This is a genomic window from Alteromonas macleodii, assembly GCF_903772925.1.
In the GTDB taxonomy this organism is placed as follows: domain Bacteria; phylum Pseudomonadota; class Gammaproteobacteria; order Enterobacterales; family Alteromonadaceae; genus Alteromonas; species Alteromonas macleodii_A.
In genome coordinates, this window is sequence record NZ_LR812090.1 from 2,050,813 (window position 1) to 2,066,782 (window position 15,970).

At 42.8% G+C, this 15,970-nt stretch carries 10 protein-coding genes, 1 other RNA gene and 1 pseudogene; 6 read left to right on the forward strand and 6 right to left on the reverse strand.

What is annotated here, in order from left to right; all coding sequences use genetic code 11:
- Nucleotides 1-47 precede the first annotated feature (47 nt).
- On the forward strand, nt 48-2,789 hold the full coding sequence (locus PCAR9_RS08840; protein ID WP_179983281.1) for a hypothetical protein: 2,742 nt from the start codon (nt 48-50) through the stop codon (nt 2,787-2,789).
- A gap of 223 nt (nt 2,790-3,012) precedes the next feature.
- On the opposite strand, the pseudogene PCAR9_RS08845 reads toward PCAR9_RS08840, so the two are convergent.
- Nucleotides 3,013-3,769: pseudogene (locus PCAR9_RS08845) on the reverse strand (DUF2034 domain-containing protein).
- Nucleotides 3,770-3,995: 226 nt separating this feature from the next.
- Nucleotides 3,996-4,355, reverse strand: a transfer-messenger RNA (tmRNA) gene (ssrA, locus tag PCAR9_RS08850).
- A 408-nt stretch (nt 4,356-4,763) separates the two neighbouring features.
- Between ssrA and PCAR9_RS08855 the strand changes: the two genes are divergently transcribed.
- Nucleotides 4,764-5,987: an NADH:flavin oxidoreductase/NADH oxidase family protein gene (locus PCAR9_RS08855; RefSeq protein ID WP_179983282.1), complete on the forward strand. Its 1,224-nt coding sequence runs from the start codon at nt 4,764-4,766 to the stop codon at nt 5,985-5,987.
- Between the two features lie 99 nt (nt 5,988-6,086).
- On the opposite strand, the gene smpB is transcribed toward PCAR9_RS08855, so the two are convergent.
- The gene (gene smpB, locus PCAR9_RS08860) at nt 6,087-6,566 is read right to left on the reverse strand and encodes an SsrA-binding protein SmpB (RefSeq protein WP_179983283.1); all 480 of its coding nucleotides are present in this window, start codon (nt 6,564-6,566) and stop codon (nt 6,087-6,089) included.
- A gap of 145 nt (nt 6,567-6,711) precedes the next feature.
- On the opposite strand from smpB, the gene PCAR9_RS08865 reads away from it, so the two are divergent.
- Nucleotides 6,712-7,143, forward strand: coding sequence for a type II toxin-antitoxin system RatA family toxin (locus tag PCAR9_RS08865; RefSeq protein WP_179983284.1), 432 nt, complete (start codon nt 6,712-6,714; stop codon nt 7,141-7,143).
- Nucleotides 7,140-7,487, forward strand: a complete 348-nt coding sequence (locus PCAR9_RS08870) for an RnfH family protein (RefSeq protein ID WP_179983285.1) — start codon at nt 7,140-7,142, stop codon at nt 7,485-7,487. The genes PCAR9_RS08865 and PCAR9_RS08870 overlap by 4 nt, the downstream gene beginning before the upstream one ends.
- 84 nt (nt 7,488-7,571) lie before the next feature.
- Here the strand turns inward: PCAR9_RS08870 and PCAR9_RS08875 are convergent, their stop codons facing one another.
- Together PCAR9_RS08875 and PCAR9_RS08880 are read right to left on the reverse strand one after the other, a co-directional pair.
- Complete coding sequence (locus tag PCAR9_RS08875) at nt 7,572-8,048, reverse strand: MarR family winged helix-turn-helix transcriptional regulator (protein ID WP_012518305.1); 477 nt, start codon at nt 8,046-8,048, stop codon at nt 7,572-7,574.
- Nucleotides 8,049-8,078: 30 nt separating this feature from the next.
- Nucleotides 8,079-10,049 (reverse strand): BCCT family transporter, encoded by a 1,971-nt coding sequence (locus PCAR9_RS08880; RefSeq protein ID WP_179983286.1) that lies wholly within the window; start codon nt 10,047-10,049, stop codon nt 8,079-8,081.
- Nucleotides 10,050-10,371: 322 nt separating this feature from the next.
- Here PCAR9_RS08880 and PCAR9_RS08885 point away from each other — a divergent pair, with 322 nt between their 5' ends.
- Both PCAR9_RS08885 and PCAR9_RS08890 read left to right on the forward strand, forming a co-directional pair.
- Nucleotides 10,372-13,074 carry a TonB-dependent receptor gene (locus PCAR9_RS08885; RefSeq protein WP_179983287.1) on the forward strand — a complete coding sequence of 901 codons (2,703 nt, stop codon included), beginning with the start codon at nt 10,372-10,374 and terminating at the stop codon, nt 13,072-13,074.
- A gap of 223 nt (nt 13,075-13,297) precedes the next feature.
- Nucleotides 13,298-15,274 carry a tetratricopeptide repeat-containing sulfotransferase family protein gene (locus tag PCAR9_RS08890; protein ID WP_179983288.1) on the forward strand — a complete coding sequence of 659 codons (1,977 nt, stop codon included), beginning with the start codon at nt 13,298-13,300 and terminating at the stop codon, nt 15,272-15,274.
- 80 nt (nt 15,275-15,354) lie between these two features.
- Here PCAR9_RS08890 and PCAR9_RS08895 read toward each other — a convergent pair whose 3' ends face one another.
- A complete protein-coding gene (locus tag PCAR9_RS08895) occupies nt 15,355-15,819 on the reverse strand; it encodes a metal-independent carbonic anhydrase family protein (RefSeq protein WP_156086370.1) in 465 nt (154 codons plus the stop codon).
- Nucleotides 15,820-15,970: the final 151 nt, after the last annotated feature.

The window sequence follows — 15,970 nt, forward strand, 5'->3', positions numbered from 1 at the left end:
GAGCTGAACGCCTCATGCTCAGTCAAGAATGAATAAAGGAATTCGTGTTGAAAGGATTAATAATTGCGTCATTTTACATTATTGGGGTCATTCTTTGCCAGTTTAGCAATGCTGCAACCGTGTTATCTGAGGTATCCAAAGACTGGACCGGTCTTATTGTTGAGCAAGGGCAAGTCAAACGTATCAATATTCGGTTTGAAGCCAGTTCTTCGGCGTATTCAGCTAACACATTACAATCATTTAGGCGTCAAGGCGAGAGAAACGGGAAAAATCAGGTTAAGCAATTTGGCCAGTGGAACCCTATAGCTGGCCAGGTGATACTGGATGTCGCGAAAATTGATTCCTTTAATACCATCCCAGAGCCCACTACATACGCGCTAACCGGCGAATTTATGCCTAAGCTAAACCTGTTCAAAATCCAGTATCAGCCTCATAGGCAACCGGCTGTTATGCTTTTGGGTGTGATAAGCGAAAACAAAGATGAGATATATCTATTTTTTGCTGGCCCTCAAAGTAGCCAAAAAGCGCCGCTTTTGCTAGTTGCTGGTAATACACTGCCTAAATACATGCAGCGCGCTGTAGACAATGGTAATGAGGTCGAGAAAGCCAGGCTGCGTGCTGTTGAAGAAAGAAACAGAACAGACTTCATTAACCGACAGCTTGAATCACTTAGAATTCAAGGGCAGCAAGCCAAAGCCGAAGGCAATACTGCATTAGTTGCTGAACTGCGTAAAAAAGCATATGACTTAGTTAGCGAAAGTGCCAACATCAACGCCGAACAAAATCAATCACAAAAAGAGTTAATGGCTAAACATCAAAAGGGCCAACGAGAAAAACAGCAGCAAAAACAATCTCGGTTAAATCAAATCAACGCAAAATTACAAAAAGTACAGTCACAAATAGCGCGAGAAAAACAATCCGGAAATCAAGAGGCGGCGAATTCGCTAATTCGACAAATACAGTTACTTAGATCGCAGCAACAGGACGTTGCCATGGGTCGGCACCCTATATTACAGCAAAAAGCCGGCTCGGGCTGTATACCTTCGCTAATCGCATGGCTGGAAGAGTTTAAAAACAACGAGGGAACGTCGAAGCAAAGCGTTCAAATCGTTCAACTGATCAATTTGTTCAGACCATCAGTGTTCAACAGTTACTTTGAAAATAGCTTGTTAGATATGGGTGATGAGCTGCGTGAAGGGTATGGTTACGAATTAGCGCGGATTTGCTCGCAGCAGAATAACTTACCGCTAAAAAAGTCGCTCATTAACGTCTTATCGAGCGGCTTTAGCGAGAAACAACGTGTATTAGACTACTTGAGTGCCGCTATTGGTGGCATGGCGCTTGATGGTGCGGCCGAATGGCAGGCTTACACATTAAACGAATTAGCAAAAGCTAATGACTTTTCTTCGTTGGATGAATTTGAAGTGCAATCTGTTTATGTTCGCAATGCATTATGGCCTAAAGAAAAAGCTCAAACAGAAACCTGGCTTGTGGAACAAAAAAGAGAAACTGATAATGAATTTAAGGCCGCTAAACCTAAAGAAAAAGAACAGAGTGAGACAAAACTGGTTGAGCGCAAACGCAAACCGCAGCGAGAAGAGGTTTATGCTGAAATTAATGCGCGCATTAAACACGCTCAAAACGGAGATTTGAAAGCACTTATGAACGCCATAGAGCCGCGGACATTAGCCAATTGGAATTCATTGAATATAAGAGCCAGAGATGAGGTAAGAGGCTATATAAATAGCAAACTTCCTAGTTTACTAAAGAATTATTTTTCAATACATACGTTGCCAGCGGATATTGGCTATGCAACGCCTGAGGAGGCACTTCTTGTCTCTAAAAACTGGTTTGAGCAACACAAAGACTTGTATATTGGATTGAGAAATCAGCCTGTAGTGAGTAGCTTCTTTGATAAGCTGTTTAAAGTGCGAGAACCTTACCTTAAACAGATCAGCCAAAGTGTAATTGACAAAATTTTTAAAATTACCAGTGTCGATGAGCTAAACAAAGTCAGTAAAGAGCTTTTCATCGGGCCAGATAAACAGCACTCTTCTGTCTGGAAAGTGGTTAACAACGCTAAACAGCGCCGCATGGCAGAACTTGAACAAATCGCCCATCAAAGCCGTGTTGGGTATGGGCCGTTGAGTGCCGAAGACAAGGGAGCGATTTACATTAATGCACTTTATCGAAACGACATGGAAATTATTGCCTACGAAGATAAAAAATTTGAGCGAGCGATGGTTGAAGCAACAAGGCCGTTACTTAATTCTGGTGTAGTTGAACTAACGTCACTTTTTGCTGGTAGTCATAGTGACCCACAAACCATAAAGCAAGACATGCTAGATAGCTTAAAAGGTATCAGTATGAGCACCGCAATGACCGGTTTTTTTATTGCGTCATATGAGCACCTGGCGCCTAAATGCTTAGGCTCCAATACTGTCGATTTTGAACGTACTAAAGTATGGGAAGAGATTACTCAAACGGTTATGGGTGAAGAATTATACCGAAATACATTTAGTAAAACGCGCTACTATACGATAGCGAAACGACATGCCGATATATTCACCGAATTAGGGGAAGAGACCAACGCCGGGAGCCTAGATGCGTTAGGTAGTTTATACGGCTCATTTGGCTTGATTTCTGCTGACGCACAAAAGTCAATATTTACAATGAGTGACAACCTCCGCGGCGTGGCAACAGTTATGCGGCGATACGCTTGCGACAGTGAAGAAATGAGAACTATAGAGAGTGCATTGACCAATATGACGCGTGCGCGGTTAAAATAATGTCGAAAGAGGTGCAACTTACATTGCATTAAGATTGGCCATATAGTTTAAAAATGCCTGACCCATCCAATGCCGCCGCCAACTATATGGTAACAAATATGTATTTCACATTACGGCGTTTATCTTCGGCTAATGTGTGGCGTATCGCTTTGAATCGACTAAAAATTATCAGACAGCTTTACGCTCTAATTCTTCTAACTTTTCATAAGTCAGTTGAAACTTTCTACTCGGTGTAACGACATTTGGGAAAGCTAGAGCAACCTAAAAAGCGGTTGCCTGCGTTAGCCCCGCGTTTTGCCTGACGCGCTACAAGCTCGCTTCCGCACCTTGGACAGACTACTGGTTTAGCAGTTTCTAACTTAGTCTCGGGTTGCACACTTTGAACGAGGGAAAGTCTCATCTGCGCCCATTAGGGAAATAGGCTTACTTAACGCGAAGTCGATTGCCTGTTGTGTGAATTTACCAGAACAAATAATGAAAACACGGCTAGCATTGCTTGCAGTGAGCACACCAAACATCTCACGTACCACACTCACACCAACTTTTTGTGCCTTCCACTGTTTGCATTGAACAAGTATTTTCTCATCCCCTTTTTTTAAAACCAAATCAATGCCACCGTCTGCACCGTAACCGCCCTCTGTAACTCTGTATCCTTGGCGACGATAGGCTTCAGCCACAAGCTCTTCAAAGTTACGCCAATGCAGATCGCGAATAGTATCTAAACCACGTTGCGTATCTAATTGTTTAGCTTTACGGCGTGAATTGAAGTATGCAAACGGTGCAACTAATAAAGTCATTGCGGCAATGAACGGGGCGGGGATTGAAAACGCGTTAAACACCATGGCAATCATTGGGTTATCAGTTTGCACATTTGGTAATCCATGCACCATGATTACGTAAGTACTTGCTGAAAGTATTAGCGACACCCACCAAGGCAATTCAACAAGTAAATCGATAAAGTTAGTTTTGTTTCTTGGCATATATTACTTCCTTGTTCTACAACACTCATCATACACGGCCAATTGAAAACCTTCGGTATTACTGTCTAACGATAAGTATGTAAGAGAGATAGGCAACTTTGCGTATTCAGTTTAGAAATCAAAGAGGTTGAAGGAAGCTATTGAAAGTTAGATTAGGCTAAGTTATTGATTTTACGTTGTTGTGGACATAAAAAAAGACGTCATAGGACGTCTTAATTTATTGAATTGGTGGAGCTGGCGGGATTTGAACCCGCGTCCAGAAAATGTCTACCTTTGGTACTACATGCTTAGTTTGTCATTTATTTAACTGCTTGGAACTCCGACAAACAGGATTTCCTTGCAGCTGGCCTAATACTGTTTCGCGGTTCACCCTTAGACAAGGTTCCCTCGCTATCCTACTTGGATGACCTTCCGAATCCCCGCTAGCAGGAAGAGACTAGGGTGGAAGGGCCTATACCGGTTATTAAGCGGCTAGTGCGTAAGTTTCGTCGTTTGCGACTATTTAAATGCGGCTTTTTTAAGAGGCCAACCGCTCCTCTGCATGCACCTCCGGCTTCCTAGATCCTGTCGAATCCTAATCAGCCCCGAGTGTGATTTTCAATAATAGCACAAATGTTACGTCATTAAATGCTTTCTTTTAGAAAACGCTTTAAATTTTAAGGGTTTGGCTATAAAACAACCAAAAATAACACTTATGTTTTCAAAAGCTTACTATGCGAGCTAAGAAAACAAAGCTAAGAAAACAAAGTTACCTTCATAACAGCAAGTCTATTTTCGACTTAACTTTGATATGTGGCTAGCAACATTAGTTTTCAAGGGCCTGCTCTAATATAGGGATAAGAAAGCTAAAAGATAGCTTTCTGTTTCCGTTAAAAGGGCCCAACGTTTAATAATTTTTTAGAAAATTTTTAAGGAATAAGTACCTATGTAAGGATGCATTTAGAGGCAAGAACCATTAAAGTACGTCAGCATAATTAAAAGGCTTGTAGTGTAAATGTCTTCAGATTCCATATTGTATTCTCCTTATACCCTGCCGTGTGGCGTAACAGCGCGAAACCGTCTTGTTAAAGCCGCAATGGAAGAAAATATGTCGAGCATGGGAAACATTCCCGGTGAGTCTTTATATTCACTGTATCGATACTGGGCCCATGGTAATTTAGGCATGGTAATTACGGGTAACGTTATGGTTGATAAGGCAGCTATGACAGGGCCGGGTGGTGTTGCACTAGAAAAAGATACCGATATTGCGCCGTTTCATAAGTGGGCGAAGATCATTAAGTCGAATGGCGCATTAGCCATAATGCAAATTAATCACCCTGGTCGCCAAGTATTTAAAGCCATGCAGGGCAAAGCTATCGCGCCTTCTGCTGTACCCTTAGATATGGGTAAACACTCTAAGCTATTTGCTCAGCCCCGAGAAATGACCTGCCAAGATATCCATGATGTATGCAAGCGCTTTGTCGAAACGGCTAAGCAAGCTGAAAAAGCTGGCTTCGACGGCGTTGAGATTCATGCTGCTCACGGCTACTTGCTTACGCAATTTTTATCTCCGCTTACTAATCAGCGCCAAGACGAGTGGGGCGGTTCTATTATTAACCGCGCCCGTTTATTAATAAATATAGTCAGCCAGGTTAGAGCGGTTTGCGCTAAAAACTTCATTGTTATGGTAAAGCTTAACTCTGCTGATTTTCAAAAGAACGGATTTTCGTTCGACGATGCTTGTGAAGTAGTAAACCGCTTAGAAGCCTTGGGTGTAGATGTGGTTGAACTGTCTGGCGGTAGTTATGAAGCGCCCGCCATGCAGGGCCAAACACGGGACGATACCACTCTTGCCAGAGAGGCATACTTTCTAGAATTTGCACAGGCCTTGGTGAGTAAAACCGATATTCCACTTATGACCACAGGCGGCATTAAGAGGGCCGAAGTGGCAGAAGAAGTGATAGAGCAGGGTTGTGCTATGGTAGGCTTAGCCAGTGCACTTGCCATTACGCCCGACCTCGCTAAAAAGTGGCAGCAAGAATGGTCTTACTCAGGCATTATTCCACACTGCGCTTGGAAAGATAAATCGCTAGCGAGCCTTGCGAACATGGCAATGGTGCGACGACAGCTTAGGCGATTAGGAAATAATCTAACCACACTAAGAAACCCGTCACCGCTTTGGAGTCTTATTCTTGATATGCTGCATCGAAAGAAGATGACCAAACGAGACGTAGGCTAACGCCAATACCGTTTCGGTAAGGTTTTTTTAAAAGGCTGCTTTATAAAAACGCAGCCAAAATCAAGCTTCTTTTATAGCGCCACATATAAAAACACAGCGTTAAACGCTGTGTTTCATCATTCTTTCTTTTTGGCGTTGCCAGTCTTTATCTTTCAAAGTGTCGCGCTTGTCGTGAGCGTGCTTACCTTTCGCTAGGTGAATTTCTAGTTTCACCCAACACTTTTTCCAATACATAGACGTTGCCACGATTGAATAACCTTGGCGGTCACGTGCGCCCATTAATCGATCTATCTCACGCTTTTTAAGCAACAGTTTGCGCGCGCGTTCAGGCGCAGCAATAACGTGGGTAGATGCCTGATTTAGCGGGCTGATTCTACAACCTACCAAATATGCTTCGGCATTTTGGATAATGATGTACGCGTCGGTAATGTTTACTTTACCGGCACGAATACTTTTAATTTCCCACCCTTGAAGCTCAAGCCCGGCTTCGAACTTGTCTTCTAGGAAATAGTCATGACGCGCCTTTTTGTTCTGCGCGATATTTCCTGAGGTGTTTTTGTTGGCTTTATTCTTTTTCATGCTGGCTATTATACTGATTGTTCAAAGGAATGTCTTTAGTTGTCATTGTTATCTTATATTGGGGCATTTGGTTCAAAACCGAATACAAGCGATACAAAATTTCTGTGATACAATGCGACTAAGAGTTTTAATTGTAGTGGGATCAATGCCAAGTATTCATAGAAGCGCGCTTGTAGCTCATAGCGCAGAAGCCATGTTTAACTTAGTCAACGATGTAGCTTCCTACCCTGAGTTTTTACCAGGCTGTACCGATAGTAAAATCCTCGACACTTCAGCGCAAAGCATGAAAGCATCTTTGCTAGTTGCAAAAGCCGGCATCAAACAGTGGTTTACAACACACAACGTACTAGAGCCAGGTAAAAGTATTCAAATGCAGCTAGTAGACGGGCCGTTTCGTTCGTTAACCGGCGGCTGGACATTTTCAGCGCTCTCTGATGAAGCGTGTAAGATAGAGCTTAATCTTGAATTTGAATTCAGTAATAAGCTAGCAGAGATGGCATTCGGAAAAGTGTTTAACAGTTTGGCTACTAGTATGGTTTCAGCTTTCACCGACAGAGCGCGGAGTGTGTACGCATGAGTAATAAGCTCATCAATATTGAGGTTGCCTACGCATTGCCCACCAAGCAAACCATCATTGATGTTGCTATTCATGAAAATGCGACAGTAGAGGAGGCGATTAATGCGTCAAATGTGCTTGAGCAGTTTCCCGAAATTGACTTGAAAGCCACAAAAGTAGGTATTTGGAGTCGCGTTGTTAAACTGCGAGATACGCTTAACGACGGTGATCGGATAGAAATTTATCGCCCGCTGATAGCTGACCCTAAAGAGATTCGAAAACGTCGTGCTGAAAAAGCCAAAGAAGAGGGAAGGGCAGACAAAATTACTGGCGGAAAAGTAAACCCGCTGAAAGCGAAGTCGTAGTTTCGTACAGTTCGTTTTACTTTTATAAAAAATACAAAAATGGCCTTCATATTGAAGGCCATTTTTTAGAGAAAACAGAAACTATTAGCTTTTTTCTGAAATACTGCCTAGTTCCAAGAAAGGCGAGGCATCGATATCTTCAGCATCCATCATGCTAGCAATACGCTGAACGGTAGCTACCATTTGGCTTTGCTCCCATTCTTTTAGCTGAGAAAAACGTTCAACAAAGTGCTCTTGAAGCGGACGCGGGGCGTCTACCACCGCTTCTTTTCCGCGTTCGGTTAAGAACACACCCACTTTTCGTTTGTCTTGCGTACTTCTAATGCGCGTAGCTAAGTCTCTAGACTCTAATCTGTCCAAAATATTGGTGATAGTTGCAGGGCTTAAATTAATATTTTCTGCAATTTCGCGCACCATAATGCCGGGGCGCTCTTCAATATTTTGCATTACTAACAATTGTGGGCCTGTCAAACCCACGTGTTTACTTAGCTGCTTGCTGCGTAGGTCTACAGCGCGAATAACGCGCCGTAGTGCCACTAATAGTTCTTCTTCTTTTCGCATGTTACTTCCAACAAATGCGTAACCACGTGGTTACTTAAGCAAATGAATAAAATGTTGGTGCTTATGGTAGTGATCGATTACGTCATTAATTACTGAAATTTTCGACCAACCCATAATGTCATAGTTCTGACCACCTTCACTCAGGTGAACCTCGGCGCGATAGTACGTTGCCTTTTTGTTTTCGTCCAGTGTTGGTGTGTCACTTGGACCAAATTCCGGCTGTTCTGTCGGCACTAGATATACCGCGTAGATAAATTCGGGGTCGTTACCTAAATCAACGGTCAAGATAAGAGCTTCTTCATTATCTTCAATATTAATATTGAACTGCTGAGACTTAAACTCTTCACCAACTTCTGTTAGCGCAGGCATAACTACCTTATTTACATATCGGCGAACAGCACTTTCATCCGGAAAGGTCACGATGTTTTCTAATCGGTCTTTCCAGTTTTTATCTGAATCGTTATGTAAAGGCGTACCAGCCATTACCTGCAGACTTTCTCGTTTGTAAGATTCAATCCTCAGTGCTTTTAACAAACCGGAAATAGCGATAAGCAGCACGATAGCAAAAGGCAGAGCAGCAGCAATTGTCATTGTTTGGAGTGCACCTAGTCCGCCAGCATAAAGAAGTATTGAACTTACAATACCTACACCAAGCGCCCAGTACACGCGTTGCCACAACGGCGTATCGTTTTCACCGTGGGAACAGAGCATATCAACTACCATTGCGCCAGAATCACACGAGGTTACAAAGAATATAATTACCATAAGTACAGCAATAAAACTAAGAACTGAAGCAAATGGAAATTGCTCTAAGAATACAAACAACGCTACGGAGGTATCGTCGTTAACCATTTGTGCCAGTACGTCTTTTCCTTGCACCAAAACTTGGTCGATAGCACCGTTACCAAATACGGTCATCCAAAATAGCGTAAACGCAGAAGGGATAAGTAGAACGCCCATAACGAATTCGCGAATAGTTCGGCCGAACGAGATACGCGCTATAAATAGACCTACGAAAGGCGCCCATGCTAACCACCAGCCCCAATAAAAGATGGTCCAGCCACCAATCCAGTCGGTTTTTTCATAGGTGTACAGATTAAAAGTGTTTCGCACTATGTCAGACAGGTATGCGCCAGTGTTTTGCATAAAGGCCTGTAGTAAAAATACCGTTGGACCTAACGACAATACAATTAGCAGCAAAATAATAGCCAGCACCATGTTGGTTTCTGAAAGGCGACGAATACCTTTGTCTAGACCAGTTGTTACTGAAATAACCGCCAGGCCAACCACGCCTGCCATAATAGCAATTTGAACACCGGTATTAGAGGGCAAACCAAATAGATAGTTAAAGCCTGCATTAACTTGCGATGCGCCAAAACCGAGAGAGGTTGAAATGCCGAATACCGTTGAGGTTACTGCAAATATATCTACCACGTGTCCAGGCCAGCCATAAATACGATCGCCGATAAGTGGGTAGAGTGCAGAACGAAGGGTTAAGGGTAAGTTTTGACGGTAGGCAAAATAACCGAGTATGAGTGCGACCACCGCGTAAATAGCCCACGCGTGTATACCCCAATGGAAGAAGGTCGTTTTCATCGCTTCGCGTACGGCGTCTATACTTTCTGCCTGTGCCGTGGGTGGAGACATAAAGTGCATTAATGGTTCAGCTACACCGAAAAACATTAGCCCAATGCCCATACCTGCAGCAAACAGCATGCTGAGCCAAGTACCGAAACTAAACTCTGGTGTGGCGTGGTCAGGCCCTAATTTAATTTCGCCATAGCGAGACATGCCCAAATACACCACTGCTAGGACAATGATAGTAACGGTTAGAACGTAAAACCAACTGCCGTTTGAAACAATTACACTTTGCAATTTTTGGAAGACAGAGTCTGCAAGTTCGGGCGTACCCGCAGCGAAGATTAGTAAGCAGATGATTAACGCAGAAGACGTTATAAACACCGGCTTATTGAGTGGAGATTTCTTTTCGTTCTCAATCACGCAGTAATTTCCTTTCACCTTTTATTTCAACTTAGGTTATTACGGCGAAATATACAGCATGGAGCACTTTTAATAAATATCAGATGAAATAATTCGATTTATATGTATTTTAAAATTTCACTCAGCGCATCGCGTTCGGGGGCTTCTAAATAACCTTCCAATATTAGACTTTCCGCTATTATTTACTATGTTTTGGTTAAATATTAATCGTTAGTGTAGTAATTAATTATAGTTGTTGTATTGTAATATATGATCTTTTTGATATGTGTATGAAGTAAACACAATCCGAAGAATAAAAAACAATTGAAGGAAACACACACAAATGCGAAAAACTCAGCTTAGCTGTGCCATCATCGCTGCATTGGCATCTACCTCTTTGGCTGCGCAAGAATCAGACGCGCCTGCTAAACTTGAAACCATTGAAGTTACCGCCACCAAAAGAAGTGAATCAATCCAAGATGTACCTGTTGCCGTCTCTGCTTTAGACGGTAAGGCGTTAGAGAACCTTGGTATTGATAACTTTCAAGACTACGTAGAATTCTTACCTAACGTAGTTTTCCAGGGTACAGGCCCTGGGCAAAACGAAATTTATATCCGCGGTGCCGCTACCACGCAATCAAGCATCACACTTTCATCGGTTCAGGCGCTTCAGCCTTCTGTTGCTTTTTATTTAGATGAAATGCCAGTTTCCATGGCAGGACGAAACTTGGATATTTTCGCTACTGACGTAGAGCGTGTAGAAGTACTTCCTGGGCCGCAAGGTACGCTATTCGGTGCAAGTTCACAGGCAGGTACTGTTCGACTAATTACAAACAAGCCCGATCACTCGGGATTTGCTGCAGGCTTTGATACCAGTATCTCTACCACCAAAGGCGGTAATATGAGTAACACAGTTGAAGCCTACTTTAACGTGACGCCAACTGATAATTTAGCCTTGCGTGTAGCGGCATACAACGATAGCCAAGGCGGTTGGATCGACAACATTGAAAACGATCCTAGCAATGGTGGCTACATTGGAAGTGCAGTGGTTATTGACCGCATATCTGGCGGTGCTCTTCAGGTAAAAGGTATTGACCCTACTGAGATGGATGCGCGTCGCAGCATAAATGGTTTTGACCCTAGCGAAGCAGCCGTAGTATCACCAAGAAATAGCGAACACGTTGAAGATAACTTCAACGATGCGGTTTACTCTGGTGCTCGTTTTGGCTTGTCATACATTATTAATGACAATTGGGATGTAGTGGTACAGCATACCGAGCAAACCCTAGACACTGAAGGTGTATTTGCTTACGACCCAACAGTTGAAGGTGAAAGCTCAGCGATTCGCTTCCAAAGCGATGAAAACTCTGATGAGTTTGGCTTAACCACATGGACCTTAAATGGCCGTCTTGAAAAACTTGATGTAGTTTATACCGGTGGTTACCTAGACCGTGAAATAGACACACTTACCGATTACACAGGTTATACAAACGGTGGTTTGTTCTCGGCATATTATGTGTGTACACACTATGAGACGCCAGATAACCCAGACGATGCCCGTTGTCTTGACCCAACTAAGTATTACAAAGAAGACACTACAAGCACTCGTTTAACTCACGAGTTACGCTTTAGCACTACGATGGACACGCCATGGCAACTAACTGCTGGTGTGTTTTATGACGAGCAAGAAGTGGCTTCGGTAGGGCAGTTCAAAATTGCAAGTACTGAGATATTCACTGACCTTGCGAGAACGCTTCAGGGTAATAAAGGCATTAACAGTGACGGTGGTCCTTTCTCACCTGAAATTAGCTTTGTAAACGATGTAACGCATACAATCGAGCAAATCGCGGTGTTTGGTCAGCTAGGTTATGAAATTACTGACACGGTAACCGCTACTTTTGGTGCCCGCTGGTATCAAATTGACGACATTTACCGCGGCGCTACGTCAACTCGTGACGTAACAAGTCGTTTAGAAGCCTACGGTCAAGGTGTATTAGACCCAGCTGTTTACGATGGTTTAGGTTTAGACGGCCAGGGCGTTGTGGATGCTATTCAAGACGGTTCACTTGATATCAGTTTGTTGGGTGATGACGGCGTATTAACGGTAGATGACACTATCTTTAAATTCGGCCTAGACTGGAAGGTAAACGAAAACGTATTGTTATTCGCGAACTATTCAGAAGGTTTCCGTCCACCGGTAACTAACCGTTTAGGCGGTGACGCAGCAGCAAATGATACAGGCGCCTTTGCTGACTTTCGTGTTCCGGTTTATTCAACAACAGATACTTTGGACAACTACGAGATTGGTCTAAAAGGTGACTTCTTAGACGGTATATTGCGTGTTAATGCGACTGGTTATTACTCAGAAATTACTGATTTACAAACGTCACGTTTTGACCCAGCTAATATTAGCTTCCTAGTATTTACCGACAACGTAGGTGATGCGGAAGTTAAAGGTATTGATGCCGATATTTCATGGCTAGCTACCGATAACCTAGTGATTAATGCAGCGTTTAGCGTTTTAGATACTGAGCTTGTTAGTATTAACCCTGAGCTTGAAGGTATTGCTGCAGGTGTGGGAAGTGAACTGCCATACTCAGCTGACTTCTCGGGTAATATTAGCGCGCGCTATTTCTTCGAGTTGGAAGGTGGTAAAGAAGGTTTTGTTAACGCATCACTGACTTATACCGGCGACCGTCTTGCTGGCATGGTTATGAATGCCTACGCTATGGAAGACGCCACACGCCTAATCTACGGCACGGGCTCTGGTCTTAAGATTAAAGATGAGGGCGAGGTATTTAACGGTGCAACTTATCCAGGTGCTGACGGCGAAGTTATTCGTGGTGGACGCTACATTCAGGAAAGTTACGTTATAGGTAATGTATCTGTAGGCATGTCGTACGAGAGCTGGAAAGTTGAAGCATTCATCGATAATGTTTTCGACAAGTCGGCGATTTTAAACATCGACACGCAACAGTACACGCCTAAAGTTGTGACAAACCGTCCACGTACCATCGGCTTGCGCTTCTCTTACGACTATTATTAATAGTTATCAGTGGTTGATGTAACGTTAACCACGCAATAGCGATATCAAACGGCAGACATAAGTCTGCCGTTCTCATTACTAAAGCTAAAAATTTCGGTAGTATCTGTATTTTGTAACCAAGGCGTAAAAGAAAATAGCAGTTGTGCTGAAACGCTCGTATTTATGTTTTAATTAGGCTCATAAAAGCGCGCTATATTTTGCAAATAGAATAATAAAGTAGGCTATGACACCAGAAGAATTTCAACAACAAGTACGGGCTGTAAGGCAGGCACTGCAGCGTGGACAGTTCTCAATTGCAATGGAAAGCATGCAAACGCTTTTTTCTGCATCGTTGAGCGATCAACAGAAGGCGGAAACACACTATTTAACAGCGGTTATTCAAAGGCTGTCTAAACAATATGGTGAGGCGTTTAAACATATTGATGCGCTACTTGGCCTTAAGCCAGATTATGGTAGAGGATATCAAGAGTTAGCTTATTGCCATGAAGCCACCGGCAACCATCAAGCAGCGGCTAACGCATTTTTTAAAGCTACGCATTTTAACCCCGCGCTAATTAGCAGTTGGAAAAAGCTCCTTACCATTTATAAAAGCCATGACGACGTACCTGCAGTATCAATGGCGACCCAGCAAATCGAACATTTGCAGTCACTTCCTGCACCGGTACTCGGTGCTTACGATTTAATGTATGAAAAGCAGTTTTCAGCAGCAGAGCAAGTATGCCGACAGTTTTTAACTAAGCAAAAACATCACCCAGAGGCAATGATGTTACTTGCTGAAATAGGCATGCAGCTTAAGGTATATAGCGATGCTGAATTTCTTTTAGAAAGCTGCGTTGAGCTTTATCCAGAGAATGAGCGTGCCGCATTAGCCTATCAAAATGTTTTATCTAAACTAGGAAAGTTTCCGGATGCGGTGAAGGTAGCGACGGCGCGATTAGCGCTGAACCCAGAAAGCTTTGCTATTAAAACCAGCTTGGCCCATGCACTTGTTGGCGTTGGTCAGTTAGATGAAGCAATAAGCCTATACAAAGAAGTGCTGTCACAAAATGCTGATAGACCTAAAGTGTGGGTTGCATTGGGCCATGCGTTAAAAGCAAAAGGCGATACTACGGATGCCGTTAACGCCTATGAAAAAGCGGTTGAATACGCGAATGATTACGGCGACGCTTATTGGAGTTTAGCGAATACAAAAACCTACAAATTTAGCGACAACTTGCTGTCGCAAATGTGCAAGCAAGTTGAAGCTAGCTCGATAAAGTTAGACGATAAAATTCACATCTGTTTTGCGTTAGGTAAAGGGTTTGAAGACAAAGGCCAGGCAGATAAAGCGTTTGCCTACTATGACCAAGGCAATAAACTTAAACACAGTACGCTTCAATTTGATATTAGTAGAACAGAGAAGGCTTTAGACGCTCAGCAGCAGGCTTTCACGGCGGATTCTTTCAGTTCAAAACAGGGCTGCCAAGCTCCCGATCCTATTTTTATTGTGGGCTTGCCTCGCGCTGGTTCGACATTATTAGAGCAAATCCTCGCGTCACATTCGCAGGTAGACGGCACCATGGAGCTACACGATATATTAGGTATTGCTTCATCATTAAGTCATCAAAAAACACCTTATCCGTTTAACGTGAGCGAACTAGATAGTGCAACCCTCGAAAAGCTTGGTGCCCGTTATATTGAGCAGACTAAAGCTTACCGACAAGGCGCGGCATTTTTCATTGATAAAATGCCTAATAACTTCATTCACATAGGCTTAATTAAAAAAATACTGCCTAACGCCAAAATTATTGATGCACACAGAAACCCAATGGACTGCTGTTTTAGTGGCTTTAAACAGTTATTCGGTGAGGGGCAAGAGTTCAGCTATTCGCTTGACGATATTGGCCGTTACTATAATGCTTATGAACAGCTTATGGATCATTGGCATAGTGTGTTGCCTGGGGAAATTCTTACTGTACAGCACGAAGATGTTCTGGATGATTTGGAAGGGCAGGTTAAACGCATTCTAAATTTTTGTGGGTTAGATTTTGAAGAAGCATGCTTAGCATTTCACCAAACCAAACGGGTGATAAAGACGCCAAGTTCTGAACAGGTTCGCCAACCTATATACAAAACAGGAATGGGGCAGTGGAAGCCTTTCGAAAACTATTTAGCTGAGCTTAAACAAGCACTAGGTAGAGACACGAAGACAAATAAATAATGGATAGCCAAAAATAAAAAGTCATGGCTGTCTTTAAGCCATGACTCTTTTTTAATTAGTTAAAACGTATCAACTACCTTTTAAGGCTGATACGGAAGCGAAGATTGATGAAGGATAATGCGAATTTTTCCGTCTTCACATTGTTTGAAAACAAAGCTCTTGTTTACAAAAATATGGCTGTCGTCTTCGCCGATAAAGTGTACGTTACACTGAACAATGGCAAGTTCACCATTCAAAATAAAGTCTTCTTTGCTATACCAAACTTTCACCCATGGCTTTAATTTAAAGCCATTATCGTTTGGATAGTCGCTATTACCGCCTACGAAATAAGATAAAGCGCCTTCTTTTGTTGGGCGAAATGTTTGAGAGCCAAAAGTGAGCGTAGGTTTAAAGAGTACTTTTCCATTATCGTAGTCGTAGTTATCTGACAGCACTTGTGAAGCGAATGCTTTTACATCGCCACCTTCAGCGTGCACTTTACCTACCGCTACTACATTGTCGCACCAAGTTTGTAGTGCGGTATGAACCATTTCTTCTGTGAACATGTTATTTCTCCTAAGATAATGTGCAATGTTATATTGTATCATTTTGTTTGTTTACAATATCGATAAATTAATGAATTGTAACTGTTTATCCGTGATAGTCATTTTCTATCAGCAAGCGCTAAGACCTGTCGATTGCATAACTTCAACTTCT

Coding starts and splice junctions, on each gene's coding strand:
- PCAR9_RS08865 (WP_179983284.1), top strand. CDS start 6,712: ATGCCAAGTATTCATAGAAGCGCGCTTGTAGCTCATAGCGCAGAAGCC.
- PCAR9_RS08885 (WP_179983287.1), top strand. CDS start 10,372: ATGCGAAAAACTCAGCTTAGCTGTGCCATCATCGCTGCATTGGCATCT.
- smpB (WP_179983283.1), bottom strand. CDS start 6,566: ATGAAAAAGAATAAAGCCAACAAAAACACCTCAGGAAATATCGCGCAG.
- PCAR9_RS08875 (WP_012518305.1), bottom strand. CDS start 8,048: ATGCGAAAAGAAGAAGAACTATTAGTGGCACTACGGCGCGTTATTCGC.
- PCAR9_RS08895 (WP_156086370.1), bottom strand. CDS start 15,819: ATGTTCACAGAAGAAATGGTTCATACCGCACTACAAACTTGGTGCGAC.
- PCAR9_RS08870 (WP_179983285.1), top strand. CDS start 7,140: ATGAGTAATAAGCTCATCAATATTGAGGTTGCCTACGCATTGCCCACC.
- PCAR9_RS08855 (WP_179983282.1), top strand. CDS start 4,764: ATGTCTTCAGATTCCATATTGTATTCTCCTTATACCCTGCCGTGTGGC.
- PCAR9_RS08890 (WP_179983288.1), top strand. CDS start 13,298: ATGACACCAGAAGAATTTCAACAACAAGTACGGGCTGTAAGGCAGGCA.